Source organism: Candidatus Dadabacteria bacterium, from assembly GCA_026708565.1.
GTDB lineage: Bacteria > Desulfobacterota_D > UBA1144 > Nemesobacterales > Mycalebacteriaceae > Mycalebacterium.
The window spans coordinates 1-21812 of the sequence record JAPOUR010000036.1; the positions used below are offsets into that span (position 1 = coordinate 1).

Sequence of the window (21812 nt, forward strand, 5' to 3'; positions counted from 1 at the left end):
GGATCAAAGAACGGTTCTACATCCACAACCGTAATGTGGAAAGGCCACGATGTCTGATCCCCATCTTCATCCGTTGCAGTCAGGGTATATTGGGTCTTTTCTAACACAGCGGGGAAAAAATGGTCAAAGGGATTAGGACTGTAAAAGACAAGAGAAGGAGAAGAACCGCTTCGTCCGGAGCTATAAGTCAATCCCAAAGGCAGAGCAGGGGTCGGGATTAATGCATAGGTTAAATTCCCGTTGCCACCCTCCGCTTGGGGCAATCTTAATCCACTACGGGGTGTACTGTCAGGAGTGAATGTATAATCAATCCGGGTTGCGGAACTAAAGTCCGGAACTGTGTTTATTTCAACTTTAATGTAGAAATCATAAGTCGCCGTGCTGTCGCTACCCGTTGCTGTCATGGTGTACCGGGTCCTGTCTTTCGCAGTAACTGGAGTTCCGCTAATGTGGCGTGTGGTGACATCAAAAGACAACCCTGCAGGCAGATCGCCAAAGGTTATTTCGTAAGTAAATTCCCCGTCACCGACTGCTGCAGGCAACTCCAAGGTGTCAGTCTTGCCGGTAACAAACAGCTTCTCAACTGGACTGTAGGGAAAGTGGGGACCCGTCTGCCCCCTCGCCTCCTGCACCCCCGCCCCTGCAACAACCGAAAGCAGTAAGGCAACAATGAGACACCGCGATAAAGTGAAAAAACCCAAGTCCTCGCTCCCAGACCCATTGGACAAAAGGCACAACGGGAAGCCGTGCCCCCGCCTAAGGGAATACCCCTATTCTATCGGCGTTTCAACGCCCCTGTCAATTGCCGCCCCCTTCTGTGGACACTGTGAATGGAGCGGACTTTATAGGCAAACACGGACAGGCGCAGAGACCTCCCCCGCCCCGCCTAATAATCCCCAAACGCGTAGTATTTCGTCAGAACAAAATTCACCAGAAACCCGATGCCGATGGCAAAGGCGTTTGCGAGAAAAACGCCGTCAAACGGAATGACCGGCAGGTCGCTTATCTCCCCCAGATGGACCGCCTCAACAAGCGTAATCAAAACGGCGAGATTCACGGCGAGAGCCACAATGCCGGAGACGAGCTTCCGCCACGACGCAGTCGCAAGCGAGCGCCCCCTCAGATTGAAGACAAACAAAACACAGAGAAAAAAGTTGATGGTGGTTCCTATCGCAAAAGAGCAAATTTTCGCCACCGTATATTCGGCTTCAAACCCATGACCGAAAACAGTTATGTGGCCGCCTATCTCAACAAATTCCCTTATGGCCTGAAAGACGGACAAATCCACCGCCGCAGACACCGCGCCCACAAACATGTATTGAATAAAGTGAAGCATCCACGGAGACGGACGGTTTGCAGGTTGCGATTCCACAGTGGCCTTCATTTGAAACTTTCCGCAGGAGCGGACGGGAAAGGTTATACCTATCCCCTGTGTTCCGCAACTATCCCCATATCTTTGTCACCCCTGCCGGACAGGCAAACCACCAGACTTGAGTCCTTAGGCATGTCTCCGGCGACTTTCATCACGTATGCCACGGCATGGGCGGATTCAAGGGCGGGGATTATGCCCTCGGTTTGCGAAAGGAAATAAAAAGCGTCAAGCGCTTCGGTGTCCGAGACCGATGTGTATGTGGCAAGACCGGCGGCTCTGAAAAATGAATGCTCCGGCCCGACGCCGGGGTAGTCAAGCCCCGGAGCTATTGAATGCGCCTCCTCTATCTGCCCGTCCGCATCCTGCAGAACAAAAGTCCTGCTCCCGTGGAGAATCCCCTCCGAACCCGCGGTTATCGTGGCGGAGTTGTTTCCCGGACCGGGCCCCCCGCCGCCCGCCTCAACGCCGGTTTTTGACACTTCGGGGTCATCCATAAAAGGGGCGAACAACCCCGCCGCATTTGAGCCGCCGCCCACGCACGCCACCAGAAGGTCCGGCTTCGGGACGCCGAGAGCGCGAACCTGCTCTTTCACTTCATCGCCGATCACAGACTGAAAATCCCTCACCATCGTGGGATACGGATGAGGGCCCGCAACACTGCCGATAACATAAAAGGTGTCCGCCACGTTTGTTATCCAGTCTCTCATTGCCTCATTGAGAGCGTCTTTCAGAGTGGCGGAACCGGTGTCAACGGGGTGAACCTTCGCGCCAAGCGCCTCCATTCTCAGAAGGTTTGCCCTCTGCCTGACCGTGTCCCTACGCCCCATGTAAACCTCGCACTTCTTGCCAAGCAGCGCGCAAACGGTGGCGGTGGCGACCCCGTGCTGACCGGCTCCGGTTTCGGCAATTATCCTGTTCTTTCCCATACGGTCTGCAAGCATCACCTGGCCGACCGTGTTGTTTATCTTGTGCGCGCCCGTGTGGGTAAGGTCTTCGCGCTTGAGGTAGATTTGCGCGCCGCCGAGTTCCCCGGTCATCCGGCGGGCGAAATACAGGGGCGTGGGCCTGCCGACATAATTTTTCAGACAGCGGCTCACTTCTTCGGAAAACCCCCTGTCGGCGCGGGCTTCGGCGTAGGCGCGCTCAAGTTCAAGAAGCGGAGGCATCAGGGTCTCCGAGACGAAACGCCCGCCGAAATCGCCGAAAAACCCCTCTCTATCGCTCTCCGTCGGCAAAACGCACCTCCTCCATAAACCGTTTCACTTTGTCCGGATCTTTAATGCCGGTTTTCTTTTCAACGCCGGAGCACACATCAACCGCATAAGGGCGGACGGCGCGGACGGCGTCCGCAACATTGCCCGGATTCAGCCCGCCGGAAAGAAACAGCCGCCTGCCCCCCAAATCAAAACCGCGCAACAACCCCCAGTCAAAAGACTCCCCCGTTCCCCCGAACCTTCTTTCGGAAAAAGTGTCAAGCAGAACAAACTCCGAATCATACATATCAACCTGCGCCAAGCTTTCAGAACCCTTCACCCGCACCGCCCTCATATACTTTCCCGGAATTTCCCGGCAGAACTGCGGCGTCTCGTCCCCGTGAACCTGAACGATGTCAAGCCCCGCCTCATCCACCGCGCGGCGCACAAAATCTATGTCCTGATTGACGAAAACTCCCGCCTTCATCACGCCCGGCGGCAACTCCCGCGCAATGGCGGCGGCGGCGGCGGGTTCAACATGCCTGCCGCTTCCGGGGAAAAAGATAAATCCGAGAACGGACGCGCCCGCATCCGCCGCCATAAGGGCGTCATCGGTGTTTGTTATTCCGCAAACCTTAACCTCGGTCATGGAGACCCAAACCGCCGCGCTACTTCTTCTTTTTCTTCGCGGATGACCTGCGCGCCATGGGAACAAAACTCCTCTTGCCCTTGCCGACATACACCTGCCGGGGACGCGCTATCTTGGTTTCCGGATTCGTTATCATCTCCTCCCACTGCGCGAGCCAGCCGGCCGTTCTCGCTATCGCGAACAGAACGGTGAACATGCTCACCGGAAGGCCGAGGCTCTGGTAAATGAGCCCGGAGTAGAAGTCCACATTGGGATACAGTTTGCGCTTGACGAAGTAGTCATCCTCAAGGGCTATCCGCTCAAGTTCAAGGGCGATGTCCAGAAGGGGGTTTTTGCCGACCTTCTTGAAAACCTGATGGGCTGTGCCCTTGATTATGGCGGCGCGCGGGTCATACGCCTTGTAAACCCTGTGCCCGAATCCCATAAGGCGGAACTCTCCGTTTTTCGCCCTTTTGATGTATTCGGGGATGCGTTTTTTGTCGCCGATTTCGGCAAGCATTTTGAGCACCGCCTCGTTTGCCCCTCCGTGTAGGGGGCCGTAAAGGGCGCTTACCGCCGCCGCAGTGGCGCAGTAGGGGTCGGGAAGGCTGCTTCCCGCGTCTCTCATGACGCTTGTGCTGCAATTCTGCTCATGGTCGGCGTGAAGGATGAAAAGCACATCAATCGCCCTCTCCACAACGGGGTCGGGCTTGTAATCCTTTTCGTTTATCCTGAACATCATTCTCAGAAAGTTTCCGGTGTAACTGAGTTCGTTGTCGGGGTAAACATAGGGCAAACCGGTCGCGTGCCTGTATGAAAATGCGGCTATGGTCGGCATCTTGGCGATGAGCCGGTACATCTGGAGCATCCTGTTGTCCGCATCCTCTATGTTCTTTGATTCCGGGTAAAAGGTGGAGAGCGCCCCGACGGTGCTCATCATCATCCCCATGGGGTGGGCGTCATAGCGGTAGCCGTCCATGAATTTTTTGATGTTCTCATGCAAGTAGGTGTGGTGCATGATCTCGTAAACCCATTCGTCGTGCTGTTTTTTGTTCGGCAACTCGCCGAAAATCAGCAGATAGGCGACCTCAAGAAAGGAGCTCTTTTGCGCGAGTTCCTCAATGGGGTATCCCCTGTAGCGGAGAATTCCCTTCTCGCCGTCAATAAAAGTTACCGCGCTCCGGCATGAGGCGGTGTTGGTGAACGCCGGGTCGTAACTCATCATTCCGAAATCGTTCGGTTTGACCTTGATTTGCCGCAGGTCGGCGGCCTTTATGGTGTCGCTCTCAACGGGAACATCGTATTTCTTCCCCGTCCTGTTGTCGGTAATTGTAAGAGTGTTTTCAGGCATTTGTTTATCCCTCCTTCGTCAAAACTTCAGGCGAAACCCGTTTTGTATTCGCCGTTAGTCAGTTTAACAATAAACCGGCTCGTTATCAAGAAACGAACCCTCAACCCACTTCCATAAGTGCCGGGTCCATCTCCTCAAGATGGTCGGCGAGAAGCCGCTCAATGTCCGCCTCATTCCTGCAAACCATAAGTTGTTTCCGCAAATCCGAAAGCGCGGCGCGGGAGACGCGGTTTAATATGAATTTGACCACCGGAATCCTGTGGGGAGAAACGCTGATGTTCCTGTATCCGAGGGCAAAGATAAGTAGCGCCCCCTTTGGAGAACCGGCCATTTCGCCGCAGATGGAAACCTCAAGATCGTTTTTGTCCGCGCTTTTGCGTATGGAGTCCAGAACGCGAAGAACCGCCGGATGAAAAGATGTGTAAAGATGCCCCACCGCCGTTGAGTTTCTGTCCACCGCAAGCAAATACTGCACAAGGTCGTTTGTGCCCACCGATATGAAATCAACTATCTCCGAGTATTCGTCAATCAGCGGCACAAGCGCGGGAACTTCAAGCATTACGCCCAGTTGCGGAATGTCTTTGAGCCCCATACCGGCGGCAATGTCATCCATTATCTGCCGCGCGGTCTCAACCTCCCAGATATTGGAGACCATGGGAAGGAGAATTCTCAGCCGCGCGCCGCGCGAGGCGGCAAGCAGTATGGACCGTATCTGCTCCCTGAACAGGTCAAGATACTCCATTGAAAACCGTATCGCCCTGAGCCCCAGAAGCGGGTTTTCCTCCTCCGGTATGTTGAAATACGGCAGAATCTTGTCCGCGCCCATATCAAGGGTTCTGACCGTTACGCAGCCGCGAAAATGCTCCGATATGTCGCAGTATATTGCCGTCTGCTCGTCAACGCCGGGCGGCTTTTCAAAACGGGTGAATGCAAACTCCGTCCTGAACAGCCCCACATCCTCAACGCCCTGAGCCGCGGCGGTTTCCACATCATCAGGAAAACCTATGTTCGCCGTGACGGAGACCCCGACGGGGTTGCGCCCGGCGGTTTCATCGGTCTCAAACAGGTGGCGAATCTCCTCAATTCTCTTGCCGCTGCTCTCATACTCGCGTATCAGGGTTTCGTCCGGATTGACAAAAACAAACCCCGTCCGCCCGTCAACGATTACACTGTCGCCCGATGACACAAGGTCGCAAATGTTGTCTATGCTTATAACCACCGGAATGCCGAGCGATTTGGCTATGATGACCGCATGGGATGTTTGTCCGCCGCGTTCCGTTATCACGCCCGAAACCCGTTTTTTGCCGAGCATGGAGACAAACGAGGGGCCTATGTCCTGAGCGACCAGCACGGTGGAGCCCTCCGGGTCTTCGGCAACCTCGCCGCCCCCGGCTTGAAGCCCGAGCAGTTCGTGCAGCAGTTTTTCGCCTATGTCCCTGAAGTCCTGCGCTTTTTCACGCACATAGCGGTCGGGATGGTGCTCAAACCTTGCCGCTATGGACTCAATGCCCTGAACCACCGCCGTTTCGGCGGAGACGCCGCCGCTTTCCAGCCGGGCGAGAAGCACCCCGCGAACCGAGTCCGGGCTCTCGCTTGAAAGAAGCATGTGGTGCGCCTCAAAAATTTCAATGTCGCTTTTGGAAAGAACATTGTCCTTGCCGAGGACTGATATGAAGTCTTTCATATCCTTTTGAACTCTGGAAAACGCCTCAAGCAGGCGCTTTCTTTCCTCCTCCGGCGGGCGCGGCGGAGACGCCGCGACCCCGGCGCGCCCGAAAAGCCCCCTGACGAGAAAAACCTTCCCGACCGCCACCCCCGGAGACGCGCCCGTGCCCTGGTAGGTTCTGGTTCTGTGCTCCAGAATGGACGGCGTGTGAAGGCGGTCAAGCGTGTCGGCCACCTCAAGTAGCCCCGCAAGACGCGAGGAAATTATCTCAAACAGCGTCTGCTCCGCCGGTGTGATGTGCCTTTTCTCGCTGGTCTGCCCCACAAGGACGCCCACGGGGCGGTTGTTGAGAACTATGGGCACGCCCAGATAGCAGTCGTATTTTTCCTCTTCGGCGATGTCTGAAACCGGCCTGTATTGCGGATGGCCGGACACGTTCATTGACACAAACGGGCGCATGGTCTGAAATATCATTCCCGCAATGCCCTCGCCTGCGGGCAAAGTAACATTCGCCGCCGGTTTGTCCGCAAGGGCGGTGCTTGCCATAAGGCGGAGGTTTCCACTCTCCCTGTCGGTGATGTATATTGACACGATTCCGAAATGGAGAGACTCGCTTATTTTGCTGACCACGCCCTTGAGGATGGTGTCCAGTCCCGTGGATTTGTTTACAAAATCGCTTATTTCCTGAACTATTTTCAGGTGAAGGTGTTCTCTGTCCACAGCGCGCGGCATATAAATCTCCGCCTCATTATACAGGCAAAACGGCGCGGAGGCGGTTTCAGGCGGCCATGAGCACTCCGGAAGGCAGACTTCGCGCGGCCGTCATAGGCTCCGGGCCGGCGGGCTTCTACACGGCGGACAGGCTTCTCAAAAAAAGCCCGGGCGTGGCGGTGGACATGTTTGACCTGCTTCCCACGCCGCACGGTCTTGTGAGGCACGGAGTCGCCCCCGACCACCAGAAAATCAAATCTGTCTCAAGAATCTACGACAAAATAGCGGAAAGTCCGGACTTCCGCTTCTTCGGGTTTGTGGAGTTTGGCAAAGACCTGTTTCTGGAAGACCTTAAAAGCCGCTATCACCAGATAGTTTTTGCGACCGGAGCGCAGACCGACAAAAGAATTGCAATCCCCGGCGAGGACATGCCCGGAAGCCACACCGCAACCGAGTTTGTCGCGTGGTATAACGGACACCCCTACAAATCAGACCTTGATTTTGATATGTCGCGCGAGCGCGCCGTAATCATCGGCATTGGCAATGTGGCGGTGGACGTGGCGAGGATTCTCTGCCTGTCGCCCGAAGAACTGGCAAAGACCGACATGGCGGACTACGCCGTGGAGAAACTCTCCCGCAGCAACATCAGGGAGGTGTTCATGGTCGGAAGGCGGGGTCCCGCTCAGGCGGCGTTTACCAATCCCGAACTGAAGGAGCTTTGCAATCTTGAACAGGCCGATGCCCTGACGCGCCCCGAAGAGACGGAACTTGACGATTTGACGCTTGAGTTTCTTGAGAACAACCCCAGCGCGGCGACCCGGAAGAAGATTGAAATCCTGAAAAGTCTTTCAGGGGCGGCGACCGGCAAAAAGAAAAAACTGCATATCCGGTTTCTGCTTTCACCGGCGGGCATTAACGACGGGGCGGACGGGCGCGTCTGTTCGGTAACTTTTGAGAAGAACAAACTTGCGGCGAGTGATGACGGAAGCATAAGGGCCGTCTCCGGCGGCGGAACGGAAACACTTGAGGCGGGCATTGTGTTTCGCTCCATCGGCTACAGGGGCGTGGCTCTCAGGGATGTTCCGTTTGACGAAAAGGCCGGAGTGATTCCAAACTCCGCAGGCAGAGTGCTTGACAAACCCGGCGGACGCGCGCAAACGGGTCTTTACACGGCGGGCTGGATAAAAAGGGGGGCGTCCGGGGTCATCGGCACAAACAAGACCGATTCGGCGGAAACGGTTGACAGCATGCTTGAGGATTTCGCGGCGGGCTCGCACCTGCGCCCCGACAAACCCGAAGAGTTCATAACCAAACTGCTTGAGCGGAGAAAGCCCGAGCATGTGAGTTACCGGGAATGGAAAAAAATAGACGAAGAGGAAAAAGAAACCGGCAAAAGCCGGGGGCGTCCGAGGGTCAAATACACCAGCGTTGACGAGATTTTGAAATCGCTGGGGAAGAAACCCTGAAAAAACTACACCGCTTTCAGTTTCAGTTTGCGCCTCACGGGGTCAAGATGGCGGACGGCAAGGGTTACTTCCTGCCCCTCTTTGAGGTTTCCCGTGTCAACCCCGATGGAAAACTCCGTCAAATAGTCGGGCAAATACGCGAAAACCCTGCCATCCCAGATGCGCGAGACTATGGCGCGGAAGCGCACATCGGAGCCCAAACGCCTGAAATGCTCAAGCAACCAGAACCTTCTTCTGCTTCTCTGGGCGGTCCTTCTGCGGGCGATAGGCTCGTCCGTCCGCGTGATAAGGTCAAGCACTGCCTGCTCGCCCAGCGCGGGGCTTCCCGTTATCTCGGCTAAAATCTGCCTCTGCACCACAAGGTCTCTGTATCTTCTTATGGGCGAGGTCGCCTGCGCGTAGCAGTCAACTCCAAGAGCGCGGTGGGCGCCGGGCGCGGTGTCTATTTTTGACGGCTTCATCAGGCGTCCCACCCGCGCGGGGAAAAGAGGGTCTGCGCGGTCAAGCGCGCGCGCTTCGGGCGAAACCTTTGAGAGTTGCAAGCGAAAAATTGCGGCAGTCCCCCTGTCTTTGAGAAAGGAGGCGCAAATCGCGTTGGCGGTTATCATCATTTCGGAAACAATTCCGTGCGCGGCTCCGGGCTCATCTTCGTGTGCGACTTTCAATCCGCCTTCTGCGTCAGCCTTTATAACAAGGCCGGGAATCTGAACTGAAACCGCCCCCCGTTTTTCTCTCGCCTCCTTCAGGTTCGCGCATATTCGCGCCAGACGCCCCCACTCCGGAGAGGATTCAATCATGGCGTCCGCCTCCGCATAAGAGAGGTTTTTCCTCACCACTATCTTTGATGAGACAAAGCGGAAACTCTTCACCTCGCGCGCCTCTTCGTCAAAGTCCATCAGGAGAGAAAGCGCCGCGCGCGGCTCGCCCCCGGCGAGGCTGAGCCGCCCCTTTATAAGTTCGGGGGGAAAGATGTCCGCCCGGCGTTCGGGCAGATACACGGTCTCGGCGGTCTCCACTGCGGCGCGGTCAAGCGGGCTTTCCGGCTTTATACACAGCGCGACATTGGCTATGTGGACTCCCACCCGCGCGCCCGCGCCGGTCAGTTCAACGGAAATGGCGTCATCTATGTCTTCGGTGGTCTCGTCATCAACGGAAAACGCCTCAAGGCCCGTAAGGTCTTCAAGGTCCCCGAAATTGACATCTCCGGAGAGCAACCGCGCCGCCTGCTCCATGGCTTCGGAACTGAATCCTTTGTCAATGCCCGCCTTTATTATCGCCGGGTCCGAGCCTTCGGGCAGGTCTCCGGTTTCAATGAGAAACCGGACGGCCAGGGCGGGGTCGCTCAGGCCGGTTTTCGTCAGTATGGCGCGCGCGTCCTTGAAGGCAGGAAGGTGTTCCGCATTTTCAATATACGCCATGAGGGCGGCCACGCACGCGGCGCGGTCAAAGCCGCCGGGTTCAGTCGGTTCGCCGTCCTGAACGGACTTTATCCACCGGACGGCGTACTGCTGCTGCTGTTCTTTTTCAGCGTGTCTTTTCAGCCGCGCAAGAGTCTTCTCAACATCTTCGGGGGGCAGGGGAACGTAGCCGCCCGACTGTCTGCGGAAGTAAACGGCGTCTTTGTCAACCGCCCAGAAAAGTTTCAATGTCTCTTCGGGAGACAGGGCGCCGGGGAAACAGTGGGCTGCGTATTCAAAACTTACCGCGCCCTGCCCGTCCAATTCAAGCCAGAGGGGTTTCAGGTCAAAATCCCCCCTTGCCTTTTCAAGGCTTTTTCTGAGTTTCCTCATCTCCATTGTCATCTCGCGCGGAGAGAGGCCGTCTTTAACCTTGATTCCGGTAAGGAAGGCGACTTTTTCCTCAGGGAAGGAGAGTTGTTTCCCCTCTTCGGAGACCACCGTCAGCTTTCCGGCGGAGGATGAGAGAAAGACGCCGCAGGAGGGCTCCTGTCTTTTCCTGAAAATTACAATTTCGCCGGAAGCGGGTGTTTTGTCCGGAGTTGAACTCAAAGCGGGAAGTTTATCCCTGTTTTGAGGCGTCAAGTCAAAAACTCAGGTCTGTTCCGGTTTTGGAAGGGAAAAACAAATCTCATTTGGATTTGCCGGACTTCAAAGCCGCCGCTATGAAATCACGGAACAAGGGATGAGGTGAAAGCGGCGTGGAAAGGAATTCGGGATGAAACTGGCAACCCACAAACCACGGGTGGCCGGCCACTTCCACAATCTCAACCAGAGAGGAATCCGGCGAGCGGCCGCTGATTATCAGACCGGCGGAAACAAGCCGCTCCTCATAATTGTTGTTGAACTCAAGCCGGTGCCTGTGCCGTTCCGATATTCGCGCCTTGCCGTATGCCTTGCGCGCAAATGTGCCGGAGGAGACAACGCACGGATAAGCGCCGACCCTCATGGTGCCGCCCATCTTTTTGATGTTTTTCTGCTCCTCCATAAAGTCAATCACAAGGTGCGGGGAATCTGGGGCAAACTCTCCCGTGTTTGCCTTTTTCATCCCGCACACATTTCGCGCGAACTCCACAACCGCCATCTGCATTCCAAGACATATTCCGAAAAACGGTATCCCCCTCTTCCTCGCCCGCGCCGCCGCCTTTATCTTGCCTTCACAACCCCTTTCTCCGAAACCGCCCGGAATCAGAACACCGTCCGCGCCTTTGAGGAGCGCGGAATCCTCGCTTTTGATGTTTTCGGAATCAACATACCTTATGTCCGCCTTGCAGCGGTTTGCCATCGCGGCGTGAACAAGCGCCTCGTGGAGGCTTTTATACGCATCGCTGTGCCCCACGTATTTCCCCACAACCGCTATGGTAACGGTTGTCCGCGCCCGGTTAATACTCTCAAACATCTTGCGCCAGCGCGACAGGTTGGGCTTTCCCGTCCAGATGTTCAGGTGGGAAACCACCATTTCGTCAAGCCCCTCGTTGTGAAGGATGAGCGGGACCTCGTATATGGAATCCGCGTCCCTGCCCGATATGACCGAAGCGGTTTCCACATTGCAGAAAAGCGCTATCCGCTCCTTAACATTGTCCGGTATCAGGCTCCGGGTGCGGCAGATAAGCAGGTCGGGCTGAATTCCTATCTTCAGCATCTCCTTGACGCTGTGCTGGGTGGGCTTTGTCTTGAACTCTCCCGCGGCGGACGCATAGGGAACGTAAGTCAGGTGAATGAATATGCAGTTTTCCCTTCCCACTTCCGACCTTATCTGGCGAACCGCCTCAAGGAAGGGAAGGCTCTCAATGTCTCCCACTGTGCCGCCTATCTCAACTATCACCACATCACTGCCGCTCTCTCCGAGCGCCTTGATTCTGGACTTTATCTCGTCCGTTATGTGCGGAATCACCTGAACGGTCTTGCCGAGAAATTTGCCCTCTCTCTCCTTGCTGATAACCGAATCGTAAACGGTTCCCGATGTGAAGTTGCTCGCCCGCGTGAGAACGGCCTTGGTGAACCTCTGGTAGTGTCCGAGGTCAAGGTCGGTCTCGGCGCCGTCATCGGTAACGAAAACCTCCCCGTGCTCATAAGGGTTCATAGTTCCCGGATCAACATTGATATACGGGTCAAGTTTCTGCACGGCGATGGAAAGCCCCCTGCTTTCAAGCAGAAGCCCCAGAGACGCCGCCGCTATCCCCTTGCCGAGAGACGACATGACGCCGCCGGTAACAAACACATACTTGACGGACCTGGCCTGCCGTTTGTTTCGCGCCCGGTTCATTTTGCAAGCGCGCGCACTTGCGCCGCTATCTCCCGCGCAGCCTTGCCTCTGTGGCTGATACTGTTTTTATGTTCCGGGCGGAGTTCGGCCATTGTCCTGCCGAGACCGGGAAGGAAAAAGACAGGGTCATAACCAAAGCCGCCCTCCCCTCTTTCATCGGTGGTAATTTCACCTTCGCACCGCCCTTCGGCGGTGAGTTCGCCGCCGTCGGGAAGCGCCATGGTCAGGTGGCATACAAAACGCGCTCTTCTGTCTTTCACTCCAATAATCTCGGACATTAACTTATCGGTATTTTCCCGGTCTGTCGCATTTTCTCCCGCATAGCGCGCGGAGCGGACGCCCGGCCTGCCGCCCAGCCCGTCCACCTCAAGCCCGGAATCATCCGCGAGAACCGCCCTGCCCGGCTTTGTCCCTATTGCCTCAAAAACTGCCCGCGCCTTGATGCGCGAGTTTTCCGCAAACGTTGCCCCCGTTTCCTCCGGCATAACAACGGAGGGAAATTCACCGAGAAAGGAGACTTTTTTGAAGAGGCCGCCAAACATGGCGCCGAATTCACGCGCTTTCCCTTCGTTGCCGGTTGCTATTACGATTTCATTTAATTTCAAAAGGTTTTCCCTGAAACAGTGGTGGAGGCGGCGGGAATTGAACCCGCGTCCGCAAAAGAGACCCGCCCAGCTTCTACATGCTTGTCCCGCCGTTGTTTAACGAAAAAAGTTGCCGACGGGCAAACGCTTTTTCCGCTGTCCCGACTGTTTTCTCGCCGTTCGCGCGCCGGGCGACGCGGGCGGCAGAGCCTGCTGAATGCCGCCTCACAAAGCCCGCAGGCGCTGCCCTGTGAAGCGTTGCGGCGTTAATCAGGCCGCAAGTGCGTTAATTGGTTCGCCGTTTAATAAGCGACGGGTCAGTTTAACGAGTTAGCCCGGCTCGGCATGCGGCATGAGCTGTCTTCAAATACGTCGAAGCCAGTTCGCCCCCTGTCGGGAAACGGATAATAACAGATGCGGCGGATATTTCAAGAAGAACGTTGCGTTACCGCCTTCTTGCCCCCCGCTTCATCGCCCTCTCCATCTCCCTGTCCGCCTCGCGCCTCTTTATGTCGCCGCGCTTGTCGTAGAGTTTTTTCCCCTTCACAAGCGCAATCTCCGCCTTCGCAAAACCGCCCCTGAAATATATGGCGGTCGGAACGAGAGTGTATCCCTTCATTTGAGTTTTCCCGATGAGTTTGTTTATCTCGCGCTTTTTAAGAAGCAGTTTTCTTGAGCGGCCGGGGTCTTGTTCAAGCGCGGACGCCGCCTCGTAGGGGGCGATGTAACTGCCCACAAGAACCACCTCTCCGGCGCGCGCAATGGCGTAGCTTTCCTTTATGCTCGCCTTGCCCGCCCGCAGGGATTTGACCTCCGGGCCCGTCAGCACAAGACCGGCCTCAAATTTCTCCTCTATATGATAGTCCCGATTAACGGTGGGATGTGTGCATACCCTCTTCATCACAACCACGGCGAAGCCGCGCGCACGCGCGGGAAATCAGTAGAAGGTGCCCGCCACCCCGATAACGGTGGCAATGAAACTTACGGGCGCAAGGTCTTCAATGGTGTCCAGACTTGTGTTGGCTTTGATGATGGTGTCCTTTGCGGCATCATAGAGGTCTTCATCATTGACCAGTTTCCCGATTGAGCCGCGCCCCTCGTCAACCTTGGTGAGTATGGAATCAAGCCGGGCGGCGGCGTCAGACGCGGAACTGAGAAACTTCCCCGCGCTTTGGATTATTTTGTCAAAATCGTGAGGAGAACTGCCTTGCAGGGCCGCGTCGGGAGGAAGCGGCTCTCCGCCGGAGGAATCAAGGGAAAGGTTGATGTAGCCGGTTCCGAGTAAACTGCCGAGCCGTATGGTCGCCTCGGTGTTTTCAGTCAGGGGAATATCCTTTTGAACCCGCGCGGAAACTTTGATTTTTGAGCCGTCCTCGGAAAATCCTATATCTGTAACATTCCCCACCCGGACGCCTTCCATTTTGACAAACGCGCCTCTCTCAAGGCCGGGGGCGGAATCAAAGTATATGCCCAGTTGCCTGTAGTCCGAAAGAAACGGCAGCGACCCGGCAAACTCAAGCACGACAAGAACGGCAACAACCCCCGCGAGGAAAAACGCCCCGATCTTCAAGTCTCTTTTTCTGTTGTCTCTCAACCTTCCTCCACCCGGTCTCCTCTGAGAAACCGGCTCACAAGCGGGCTGGCGCCGGATGAAACCTCTTCGGGCGTTCCCGTCTCCGCTATGCGCCCGCCGTGCATAATAGATAACCTTCCGGCAATGGAAAAAGCAAGTTGTATGTCATGGGTAACAACCAGCTGCGTTATTCCGACCTTGTCCCTTATGGTGAGAATTATTTCCTCAACCGACTTTTTTGTCGCCGGGTCAAGCCCCGTTGTCGGCTCGTCGTAAAGCAGAAGGTCGGGATTTGTGAGAAGCGCCCGCGCTATGGCGACCCGCCTTTTCATTCCGCCGCTGAGTTCGGAGGGAAGCGCGGAGCCCCTGCCCTGAATTCCCACAACGGAGAGAGCCGCTTCGGACACCTCCGCCAGCTCCGCCTCGTCTTTTACAAGGCCGTGCTCCCTCGCAAACAGTTCAACATTTTCCGCAACGGTCATTGAGTTGAAAAGCGCGGATGACTGAAAAACAAGGGAAACCCTCGCCGTTGTTTCGGAGACGGAAAGGGAGTCAACCAGAACCTCCCCCTCATCGGCTTCCTCAAGCCCCGCCATGTGGCGGAGGAGAACCGTTTTGCCCGAGCCGCTTCCGCCTATAAGCACCATCACCTCTCCGGGCTCCGCCTTCAGGTTGACGCCTCTGAGAACCTCGCGGGAGCCGAACGATTTTTTCAAATTCCTCACCTCAAGCGGCACGGGGCGGCCGTTAAGGCGGGAAAGCAGAATTTCAAGGTTTGTTTTTTCCATCGTTAAACTATCCCGAAAACCAGCAGGATTTTTGAAATGAAGTAGTCGCACACGAGTATCATAACGATTGAGGAAACAACCGCGCGTGTTACGGAAACACCGATTTGCCTCGGCCCCCCGCTTGTCTCAAGGCCGATCTTGCAACATATCATCAGTGTTATGACGCCGAACACAAGCGCCTTTATAACGCCGTTCAAAACGGTTGAGAAGGTTACAAAATCTCCGAGATTGTTGAAGTATGTGGCGGACGAAAGCGATATTGCCGGATTGGTCGCCCCCACTATGGCGCCGCCCGCCCAGCCGGTAACGATTATGAAAAGCACAAGCACCGGCATGGAAATGACAAACGCTATCAGGCGCGGCATTACAAGAAACTTGACGGGGTCTATCTTCATCGTTACAAGCGCGTCAATCTCGTCGTAAACCCTCATGGACGCTATCTCCGCCGTTATGGCGGAGCCCAGCCGCCCGGCCACCAGTATTGAGCACATCACGGGGCCTATCTCCCTTGAAACCGCTATCCCGATTAGCCCGCCGAGCGTCTCCTGAATTCCGAAGTCCGCAAGCAGGGGGCCGGTCTGAAGGGCGAGAACAGCCCCGCCGGAAAACCCTATCGCGGCGGCGACAAGCAGCGTGTCCGCGCCGATGATTGATATCTGGCGGAAAATTTTGTCGCGGTTTGCCCCCGCATCCTTGCACCAGTAAACGGACTCAATAAAGATCTTAAGCGCCCCTCCCGTGAAGGATGCAAAACGTTCTGCGATTCCCGTTATCATGCCACGCAACTCCCGGCGTCTTCCACCGGCCCCCCGATTTTAACAGGAATAAACAGAAATCTTATTCTCCGCCCTTCGGCGTCCGAGGAATAACCGAACATTTTCGGCACGATATAAAACGACTTTTCCCCGCACGACCTTCTGTAACCGACCGCTCCGAACAGGGCGGAAACCGAAAACCGCCCGGGCGCGCGGCGCGTCTCAAACACCCTCCACAGAAAAGCGTAGTTTCTGTATATCTTCCGGCTTTCCCCCATGACGGATTCAAGCGGCGAAAACATGTGGAAGTGGGAGTTTCCGGCCCCGTCCTTCGCATAGGAAAAAACGGGCCAGAAATCAATCCGCAACGCCGGGTCCGGTGTGCCGCCAAACGGTTTTTTGCGCCGTATTTTCAGAGCGAGCAGAACCCTGTCCTGCTTGTATTCGTATGTTTCCAGTTTCGCCCTTGACGAGCCGTAAAGGGGCCAGAGAAAAAACCGCGCCTTTTTCACCCCGTATATTTCGGATGTTCCGAAAAACGGAAAAAACCTGATCCTTTTGCCCTCATCGCTCCGTTTGAAATTTACAAGGGGCCACGGCATGTGCCACGACCTCAGGTTTGTCGCTGGGTCAACGCTTTTCTGAAAAAGCGGCCACAAAAATATCCTGTGCGACTGCGTTCCGTAGTCAAACCTGTAGTAAAAGGGAAACAGTGACTTGAAAAACCTGTATGAGGGCCCGCTTCCTTTTTTCTGCTCAAAATAAAACGGCCACAGGGCAAAACGCGTGTGAGAGTCTCCCTGACGGTGAGAGCCGAAAAGCGGCCACAGGCGGAAGCCCTCCCGGTCTCCCGAATAAAAAGCGAGAATCGGCCACATTATGTTTGTGGCAGAGCCGCGTTCCGATTCGGTGCGGAAGTAAAGGGGAAGCATGTAAAACTTTGTTGAGTTTCCGAAATTCCCGTAAAAAGGGGCAACCGCAAACACCCGCCGCTTGGGAAGGAGCGAGGAGCGGTAAAATATCAGGGGATAAAGTCTGAAATCGGTCTCCGGGCCCTCCGAGCGGGCTTCGGGCCCTCTGCCGAATGAGATTGCGTTAAACAAAAACCCCGCCCTGTAGCCCTGCCGGGCTCTTTTGTAATGGAAAAACGGATACAGAATGTCCGTCTCAACCGTCTCCGTCTTCGGGTCTTTTTTCACATAGAAAAGGGGCCTGACGCCGAACTCGTCATCACTTTTGAGAAACGGGCCGAAGGAGTATGCGCTGTCAAAACCCTCCTGACCGTGAAAGATAAAAGCCCGCGCGGGATGCGCCCCGGCAAGGCACAAAAAAAACAACGCGCCCGCAAGCAGCGCTCTTGCCGCCGCTTTCATAACGACTCCGGCGCCTTCTTGCGGGCCATGCCTCCGGCAACGGTCATTACCTCGTAGGGAATAGTCCGCGCCCAGCCCGCCACATCTCCGGCGCTCACAACGCCGTCTCCGAACAGAACCGCCTCGTCTCCCGCCTTCACTTCCCCGGCGTCCGTTATGTCAATCGTTGTAAAGTCCATGCACACCTCGCCCACCACGGGGGCCGCCGCCCCGCCCACCGAAACCTTTGCGCGACCGGAAAGCGCTCTGAAATATCCGTCCTTGTATCCCACGGGAACGGTCGCCAGAAGGGTCGGCCTTTTGGTCACAAAAGTCCCGCCGTATCCCACCGGCATTCCGGCGGGCATTTTTCTTATTCTGACAATGGAGGTTTTAACTTTCATAACCGGAGCAAGGCCGGACGGGTCAAACGATGAGCCGTAAAGCATAATTCCGGGTCTCACCATGTTGCCGAAAGACCCGGGAAACCGCTGAACCGCCGCGCTGTTTGCAATATGCCTGAGGCGGGGCGGCATTCCCGCGCGGGCGAGTTCGGAAACCGCCGATTCAAAACGCTCCACCTGTGTTAAAGTCCGTTCGGCGGGTCCCGAAGAGTCGGCAAGGTGGGTGAACACGCCTTCAAAATGCAGGTTTTTGGCGGCCCGCGCCTTTTCCATAATGGCCGCCACATTCTCCGGCTCCGCGCCGAGACGCCCCATTCCGGTGTCAACTTTCAGGTGGAAGGAGACCTGTTTTCCGGTCTCTGCGGCGGCTGAGGAAAGGCGGCTGACGCATTCTTCGGTAAAAACTGAAAAAGTGAGGCCCGCGCGCGCGGCGTCCGCCGCCATGCCTTCGGGGGCGACCCCCATAACCAGAATGGGAGCGGAAACGCCGGATTCCCTTAACTCAAAGCCCTCTTCAACGGAAGAGACGCCCAGCATTTTGACTGGCGGCATTTTCTCAAGGGCGCGGGAAATCGTGACCGCGCCGTGCCCGTAGGCGTCGGCTTTGACCACCGCTAAAATTCCAACATTGTTTCCAACTGTCCGCGCCGCCGTGTTCACATTGTTTTTCAGCGCGTTCAAGTCAATTTCAGCCCATAAGCGGTTCATGAAGCAAAGGTCGCAGAGAGGGGAAAGCCCTGAAGTTATGATAAGTCAACGGGTCTGGGAAAGCAACAGGGATGAGTGGGGGATTTCTGTCATTCCGTGCTACGACACGGAATCCAGAGGGGGTGGGGAGGTGTTTCGTTGCAGAAACGGGGGGCTGTCTTTAGAATGCTTGCTGTTCAGTGAGACAATGACGGGAGGAGTTGAGAAATGGAAAGAGTAAATGAAGATGACATAACGGTCCTGATGGAGGCAACAAGCGAAGGCGACATCGAAACAATACGCGAATTGCTGAAAGAGGGAGCGGATGTAAACGCAAAGGATAATTACGGCAGTACAGCCCTGATGGAGGCGGTGCGCCACGGAGATACCGAAGCAATAAGGGAATTACTGAAAGCGGGAGCGGATGTAAATGCAAGGGATAATCACGGCGGGACGGCTCTGATGGACGCGGCGGGTTTAGGAGACACTGAGGCAATAGGGGATTTGCTAGAAGCGGGGGCGGATGTAAACGCAATGAATAATGACGGTGTGACAGCCCTGATGGAGGCAACGGGTTGGGAGCAGACCGAAGCAATAAGGGAATTGCTGAATGCAAGCGCGGATGTAAATGCAAAAAATAACAAAGGCCAGATGGCGTATGACCTTTGGAAAAGAAACCGTAAAGATGATCCGCAAGTTGCTGAAAGCGGGAGTAGATATAGGAGCATTGGATAATAAAGGCAGGACACCTCTGATGGTGGCAGCGGGCAACGGACATACCGAAGTAATAAGGGAACTGTTGAAAGTGGGAGCAGATATAGAGGCATGGGATAATGAAGGCTGGACACCCTTGATGTTGGCAGCGAATAGAGGACAAACGGAAGCAATACAAGTGTTACTGAAAGCAGGTGCAGATATAGAAGCAAGGGATGAATATAAACTGCGGTCTCTTACGCCTCTGATGGCGGCGGCAGGTAAGGGGCATACCGAAGCAATAAGGTTGCTGCTGAAAGCGGGAGCGGATGTAAACGCAAGTAACTATGTCAGCAAGACGGCTTTAATATGTGCAACGGAAAACGGAAATACTGAAGCAATAAGAGAATTGCTAAAAGCGGGAGCGGACGTAAGTGACGATAGGGCTCTGATAAGGGCGGCAGAAAACGGAAATACCGAAGCAATAAGAGAATTGCTAAAAGCGGGAGCGGACGTAAACGCAAGGGAGAATGATGGCGATACATCTCTGATGAGGGCGGCGGAAAATGGAAATACCGAAGCAATAAGAGTGTTGCTAAAAGCGGGGGCGGATATAGAGGCAAGGGGTGATGAAGGCCGTTTTATAAGCGAAGGATGGGGTAGTCCGGGCTGGACACCTCTGATGCATGCAGCGGGCAACGGACGTATCAAAGCAATAAGGGAATTGCTGAATGCAGGAGCGAACATAGAGGCAAGAGGCAGTAATGGAGACGGAACGGCTCTTATAGTAGCAGCGGGCAACGGATATACCGAAGCAATAAGAGTGTTGCTGAAAGCGGGAGCGGATGTCGACGCAAGGCATAATGGCGGCAAGACGGCTCTGATGAAGGCAGCGATGGAAGGGCAGACTGAAGTAATAAGGGAGTTGTTGAAAACGGGGGTGGGTACAGAGACAAGGGATTCCGTATATGGCCGGACGGCCCTAATGTGGGCAACGGTCAACGGGCAAACCAAAGCAACAAAGGAATTGCTAAGAGCGGGGGCTAATACAGAAGCAAAAGATAATTGGAACCGGACAGCTTTTGACTTGTGGTACGAAAGCGGAGCAAAAAACCATCCTGATTTTCACAAAATCGCGGAGTTGCTGAAACCTTAAAGGGGTTCTACCAATCTGGATGTTGGTTCTCGCCCAACAAAAAGCCCCGCCGAGTGGCAGGGCTTTTTTCATCACCTTTATACTCCCATAAAGATGTCTATTATTTGCAAAATTGCTTTAATGGCTTCTTTCATAGTTTTAATGACTTTCTGCCATTTTGTTGGCTTTTCTACTTCGCCAACTTGAATGTTGATGTTGATGATGCGGATGTCTATTTTCAATCCACAATCCTTTCATTTTCCATAAATTTTATACCTCCTTATTAAAGGAGAGGCGAGGCTTCCCCGACGCCCTCTCCGTCTTTATTCACTTTTACCTGCCACACAACAGTAGCCGACAAAAGATTAACCTCGCACTTTACACACTCACAATGAGGTTGTCAAGTTTCTTTCTGGATCCGTGCCGCAGCACGGAATGACGGGAGGCAAACAATAGCGGAAGATGACCATAGACACGACCATAGTCAAAATGTATAGTGAAACAGCAGAAAGGAGTGAAGAAGGCGTGATAACCAAAAATGGCAAACCTGTGTCAAAGTTAGTTCCGTTTCGGGCGGGGCAAGAAAGCAAGGGTCCCTTCTTCGGCAGAGGCAAAGGCAGAATTAAGATACTTGGCAACGTAGTTTCCCCGGTTACGGATGAGGGAAATGCGGAGAAAGGGTTTGTGGTTAACAGGGAAGACGGTTGATACTCCTTGATACGCACAGTTCCCGAACTGCTTTCGCTTAACGGAAACGGCGAGAACCGCTTTTTGTGATTGTCCGCCGGAGAATCATTCAAACCTCATCGGCTCAGCAAGTTTTTTGTTCTTTGCGATCTCCTGTTTCAATGCGGTGAATTCATCATCAGTTAAGCCGACCTCTCCCCATATCATTGCAAGAGCGTCTCCCATAAGAAGACCGTCCTCCGGCTTTGCCACCTTCGGAGAACCATCAGGCAACTTACAAGATTTGCGTTTCGTAGTCAGAATAATGGAATGATACCCCCTACAACCGGACTGCAAACCCCGCCCCACCCCTCTGGATTCCGTGTCGTAGCACGGAATGACGGGCAAAGACATCTCTCTTTCGGAAGAGACTCTCTATTCAACCCAACTCTCACCTATACACTTCTTTTCTGTGTCCAATCTTGATTATTCTGATTGTGTCTTCCCTGTCATCTATTGAATAGATAATCCTGTAATCGCCCTGTCTTATTCTGTAATTTTTCACACCCTTTCCGCCGCCCGCCATCTTTTCCACTCCCGCCATTCTTGGATTGCCGGAAAGAAGCGCAATTTTGCTTATGATTTGCTGTCTGGTTCTCTTGTCGCCGACTGAAAGCAACTCCTTTTCTGCAGACGGCTTGAAGGAGAGTTTATATCTTCCCACTTTTCTTCAGTCTCGCCACAACTTCATCAAACGGAATATCCGGCTCGCTTTTGCGTTTTTCAATGTCCGCATAGTCTTCCGCATCTTCCGCAAGAGAAAGTTTAAGCGCCTGATTTACGAGGGATGAAACGGAAGTGTCAGTCCCGGTCGCCTTCTTGCGAACCGCGCGGGCGACCTTCTCCTCAAGATAAACTGTCGTCTTGTGTGTTTCAGTTGCCTTCCGCATCATTTCAGCAATGTATCTCCGTGCCTGTGTAGTGTCAAACCCCACCCCCTCTGGATTCCTTGTCGCAGCACGGAATGACAGGTAGGCGGCTCTGCCGCCCCCGAACACGGACGGA

24 protein-coding genes and 1 other RNA gene are annotated in these 21812 nt (G+C 54.8%); 5 read left to right on the top strand and 20 right to left on the bottom strand.

What is annotated here, in order from left to right:
* The 6 genes from OXF42_04615 to ptsP form a co-directional block, all read right to left on the bottom strand.
* On the bottom strand, positions 1-701 hold a 701-nt coding region (locus tag OXF42_04615; GenBank protein ID MCY4047376.1), incomplete at its 3' end, for a putative Ig domain-containing protein.
* 185 nt (positions 702-886) lie between these two features.
* On the bottom strand, positions 887-1384 hold the full coding sequence (locus tag OXF42_04620) for a GtrA family protein (protein ID MCY4047377.1): 498 nt from the start codon (positions 1382-1384) through the stop codon (positions 887-889).
* Positions 1385-1422: 38 nt separating this feature from the next.
* A complete protein-coding gene (gene trpB / locus OXF42_04625; protein MCY4047378.1) occupies positions 1423-2607 on the bottom strand; it encodes a tryptophan synthase subunit beta in 1185 nt (394 codons plus the stop codon).
* Positions 2588-3214: a phosphoribosylanthranilate isomerase gene (locus tag OXF42_04630; GenBank protein MCY4047379.1), complete on the bottom strand. Its 627-nt coding sequence runs from the start codon at positions 3212-3214 to the stop codon at positions 2588-2590. The genes trpB and OXF42_04630 overlap by 20 nt, the downstream gene beginning before the upstream one ends.
* A 19-nt stretch (positions 3215-3233) precedes the next feature.
* Complete coding sequence (locus tag OXF42_04635; GenBank protein ID MCY4047380.1) at positions 3234-4544, bottom strand: citrate synthase; 1311 nt, start codon at positions 4542-4544, stop codon at positions 3234-3236.
* 100 nt (positions 4545-4644) lie between these two features.
* Positions 4645-6942 carry a phosphoenolpyruvate--protein phosphotransferase gene (gene ptsP / locus OXF42_04640; protein MCY4047381.1) on the bottom strand — a complete coding sequence of 766 codons (2298 nt, stop codon included), beginning with the start codon at positions 6940-6942 and terminating at the stop codon, positions 4645-4647.
* A gap of 56 nt (positions 6943-6998) precedes the next feature.
* Here ptsP and OXF42_04645 point away from each other — a divergent pair, with 56 nt between their 5' ends.
* The gene (locus tag OXF42_04645; protein MCY4047382.1) at positions 6999-8387 is read left to right on the top strand and encodes an FAD-dependent oxidoreductase; all 1389 of its coding nucleotides are present in this window, start codon (positions 6999-7001) and stop codon (positions 8385-8387) included.
* Between the two features lie 5 nt (positions 8388-8392).
* Here OXF42_04645 and OXF42_04650 read toward each other — a convergent pair whose 3' ends face one another.
* The 10 genes from OXF42_04650 to alr form a co-directional block, all read right to left on the bottom strand.
* Positions 8393-10396: an RNB domain-containing ribonuclease gene (locus tag OXF42_04650; GenBank protein MCY4047383.1), complete on the bottom strand. Its 2004-nt coding sequence runs from the start codon at positions 10394-10396 to the stop codon at positions 8393-8395.
* A gap of 79 nt (positions 10397-10475) precedes the next feature.
* Positions 10476-12110, bottom strand: a complete 1635-nt coding sequence (locus tag OXF42_04655; protein ID MCY4047384.1) for a CTP synthase — start codon at positions 12108-12110, stop codon at positions 10476-10478.
* A complete protein-coding gene (locus OXF42_04660; protein MCY4047385.1) occupies positions 12107-12715 on the bottom strand; it encodes an XTP/dITP diphosphatase in 609 nt (202 codons plus the stop codon). The genes OXF42_04655 and OXF42_04660 overlap by 4 nt, the downstream gene beginning before the upstream one ends.
* Positions 12716-12734: 19 nt before the next feature.
* Positions 12735-13085, bottom strand: a transfer-messenger RNA (tmRNA) gene (gene ssrA / locus OXF42_04665).
* Between the two features lie 54 nt (positions 13086-13139).
* On the bottom strand, positions 13140-13595 hold the full coding sequence (gene smpB / locus OXF42_04670) for an SsrA-binding protein SmpB (GenBank protein MCY4047386.1): 456 nt from the start codon (positions 13593-13595) through the stop codon (positions 13140-13142).
* A gap of 36 nt (positions 13596-13631) precedes the next feature.
* Entirely contained in the window at positions 13632-14288 is a 657-nt protein-coding gene (locus tag OXF42_04675) for an MlaD family protein (protein ID MCY4047387.1), read from the bottom strand.
* Complete coding sequence (locus tag OXF42_04680; protein MCY4047388.1) at positions 14285-15055, bottom strand: ATP-binding cassette domain-containing protein; 771 nt, start codon at positions 15053-15055, stop codon at positions 14285-14287. The genes OXF42_04675 and OXF42_04680 overlap by 4 nt, the downstream gene beginning before the upstream one ends.
* Before the next feature lie 2 nt (positions 15056-15057).
* Positions 15058-15831, bottom strand: a complete 774-nt coding sequence (locus OXF42_04685; protein ID MCY4047389.1) for an ABC transporter permease — start codon at positions 15829-15831, stop codon at positions 15058-15060.
* The gene (locus tag OXF42_04690; GenBank protein MCY4047390.1) at positions 15828-17183 is read right to left on the bottom strand and encodes a hypothetical protein; all 1356 of its coding nucleotides are present in this window, start codon (positions 17181-17183) and stop codon (positions 15828-15830) included. Before OXF42_04690 ends, OXF42_04685 begins: the two co-directional genes overlap by 4 nt.
* Positions 17180-18274, bottom strand: coding sequence for an alanine racemase (gene alr / locus OXF42_04695; protein ID MCY4047391.1), 1095 nt, complete (start codon positions 18272-18274; stop codon positions 17180-17182). The genes OXF42_04690 and alr overlap by 4 nt, the downstream gene beginning before the upstream one ends.
* A gap of 37 nt (positions 18275-18311) precedes the next feature.
* Here alr and OXF42_04700 point away from each other — a divergent pair, with 37 nt between their 5' ends.
* The 3 genes from OXF42_04700 to OXF42_04710 are packed head-to-tail and all read left to right on the top strand — an operon-like array spanning position 18312 to position 20102.
* Entirely contained in the window at positions 18312-18494 is a 183-nt protein-coding gene (locus tag OXF42_04700) for a hypothetical protein (GenBank protein ID MCY4047392.1), read from the top strand.
* Positions 18482-18988: an ankyrin repeat domain-containing protein gene (locus OXF42_04705; GenBank protein ID MCY4047393.1), complete on the top strand. Its 507-nt coding sequence runs from the start codon at positions 18482-18484 to the stop codon at positions 18986-18988. Before OXF42_04700 ends, OXF42_04705 begins: the two co-directional genes overlap by 13 nt.
* Positions 18912-20102 (top strand): ankyrin repeat domain-containing protein, encoded by a 1191-nt coding sequence (locus tag OXF42_04710; GenBank protein MCY4047394.1) that lies wholly within the window; start codon positions 18912-18914, stop codon positions 20100-20102. Before OXF42_04705 ends, OXF42_04710 begins: the two co-directional genes overlap by 77 nt.
* Positions 20103-20179: 77 nt before the next feature.
* On the opposite strand, the gene OXF42_04715 is transcribed toward OXF42_04710, so the two are convergent.
* Entirely contained in the window at positions 20180-20323 is a 144-nt protein-coding gene (locus OXF42_04715; protein MCY4047395.1) for a hypothetical protein, read from the bottom strand.
* Positions 20324-20543: 220 nt separating this feature from the next.
* Between OXF42_04715 and OXF42_04720 the strand changes: the two genes are divergently transcribed.
* On the top strand, positions 20544-20789 hold the full coding sequence (locus OXF42_04720) for a type II toxin-antitoxin system prevent-host-death family antitoxin (protein ID MCY4047396.1): 246 nt from the start codon (positions 20544-20546) through the stop codon (positions 20787-20789).
* 84 nt (positions 20790-20873) lie between these two features.
* Here the strand turns inward: OXF42_04720 and OXF42_04725 are convergent, their stop codons facing one another.
* From OXF42_04725 to OXF42_04735, 3 genes are all read right to left on the bottom strand, one after another.
* A complete protein-coding gene (locus OXF42_04725; GenBank protein MCY4047397.1) occupies positions 20874-21020 on the bottom strand; it encodes a plasmid stabilization protein in 147 nt (48 codons plus the stop codon).
* Positions 21021-21198: 178 nt separating this feature from the next.
* Positions 21199-21471 (bottom strand): type II toxin-antitoxin system RelE/ParE family toxin, encoded by a 273-nt coding sequence (locus tag OXF42_04730; GenBank protein MCY4047398.1) that lies wholly within the window; start codon positions 21469-21471, stop codon positions 21199-21201.
* Positions 21458-21700, bottom strand: a complete 243-nt coding sequence (locus tag OXF42_04735) for a CopG family transcriptional regulator (protein ID MCY4047399.1) — start codon at positions 21698-21700, stop codon at positions 21458-21460. The genes OXF42_04730 and OXF42_04735 overlap by 14 nt, the downstream gene beginning before the upstream one ends.
* Positions 21701-21812 lie beyond the last annotated feature (112 nt).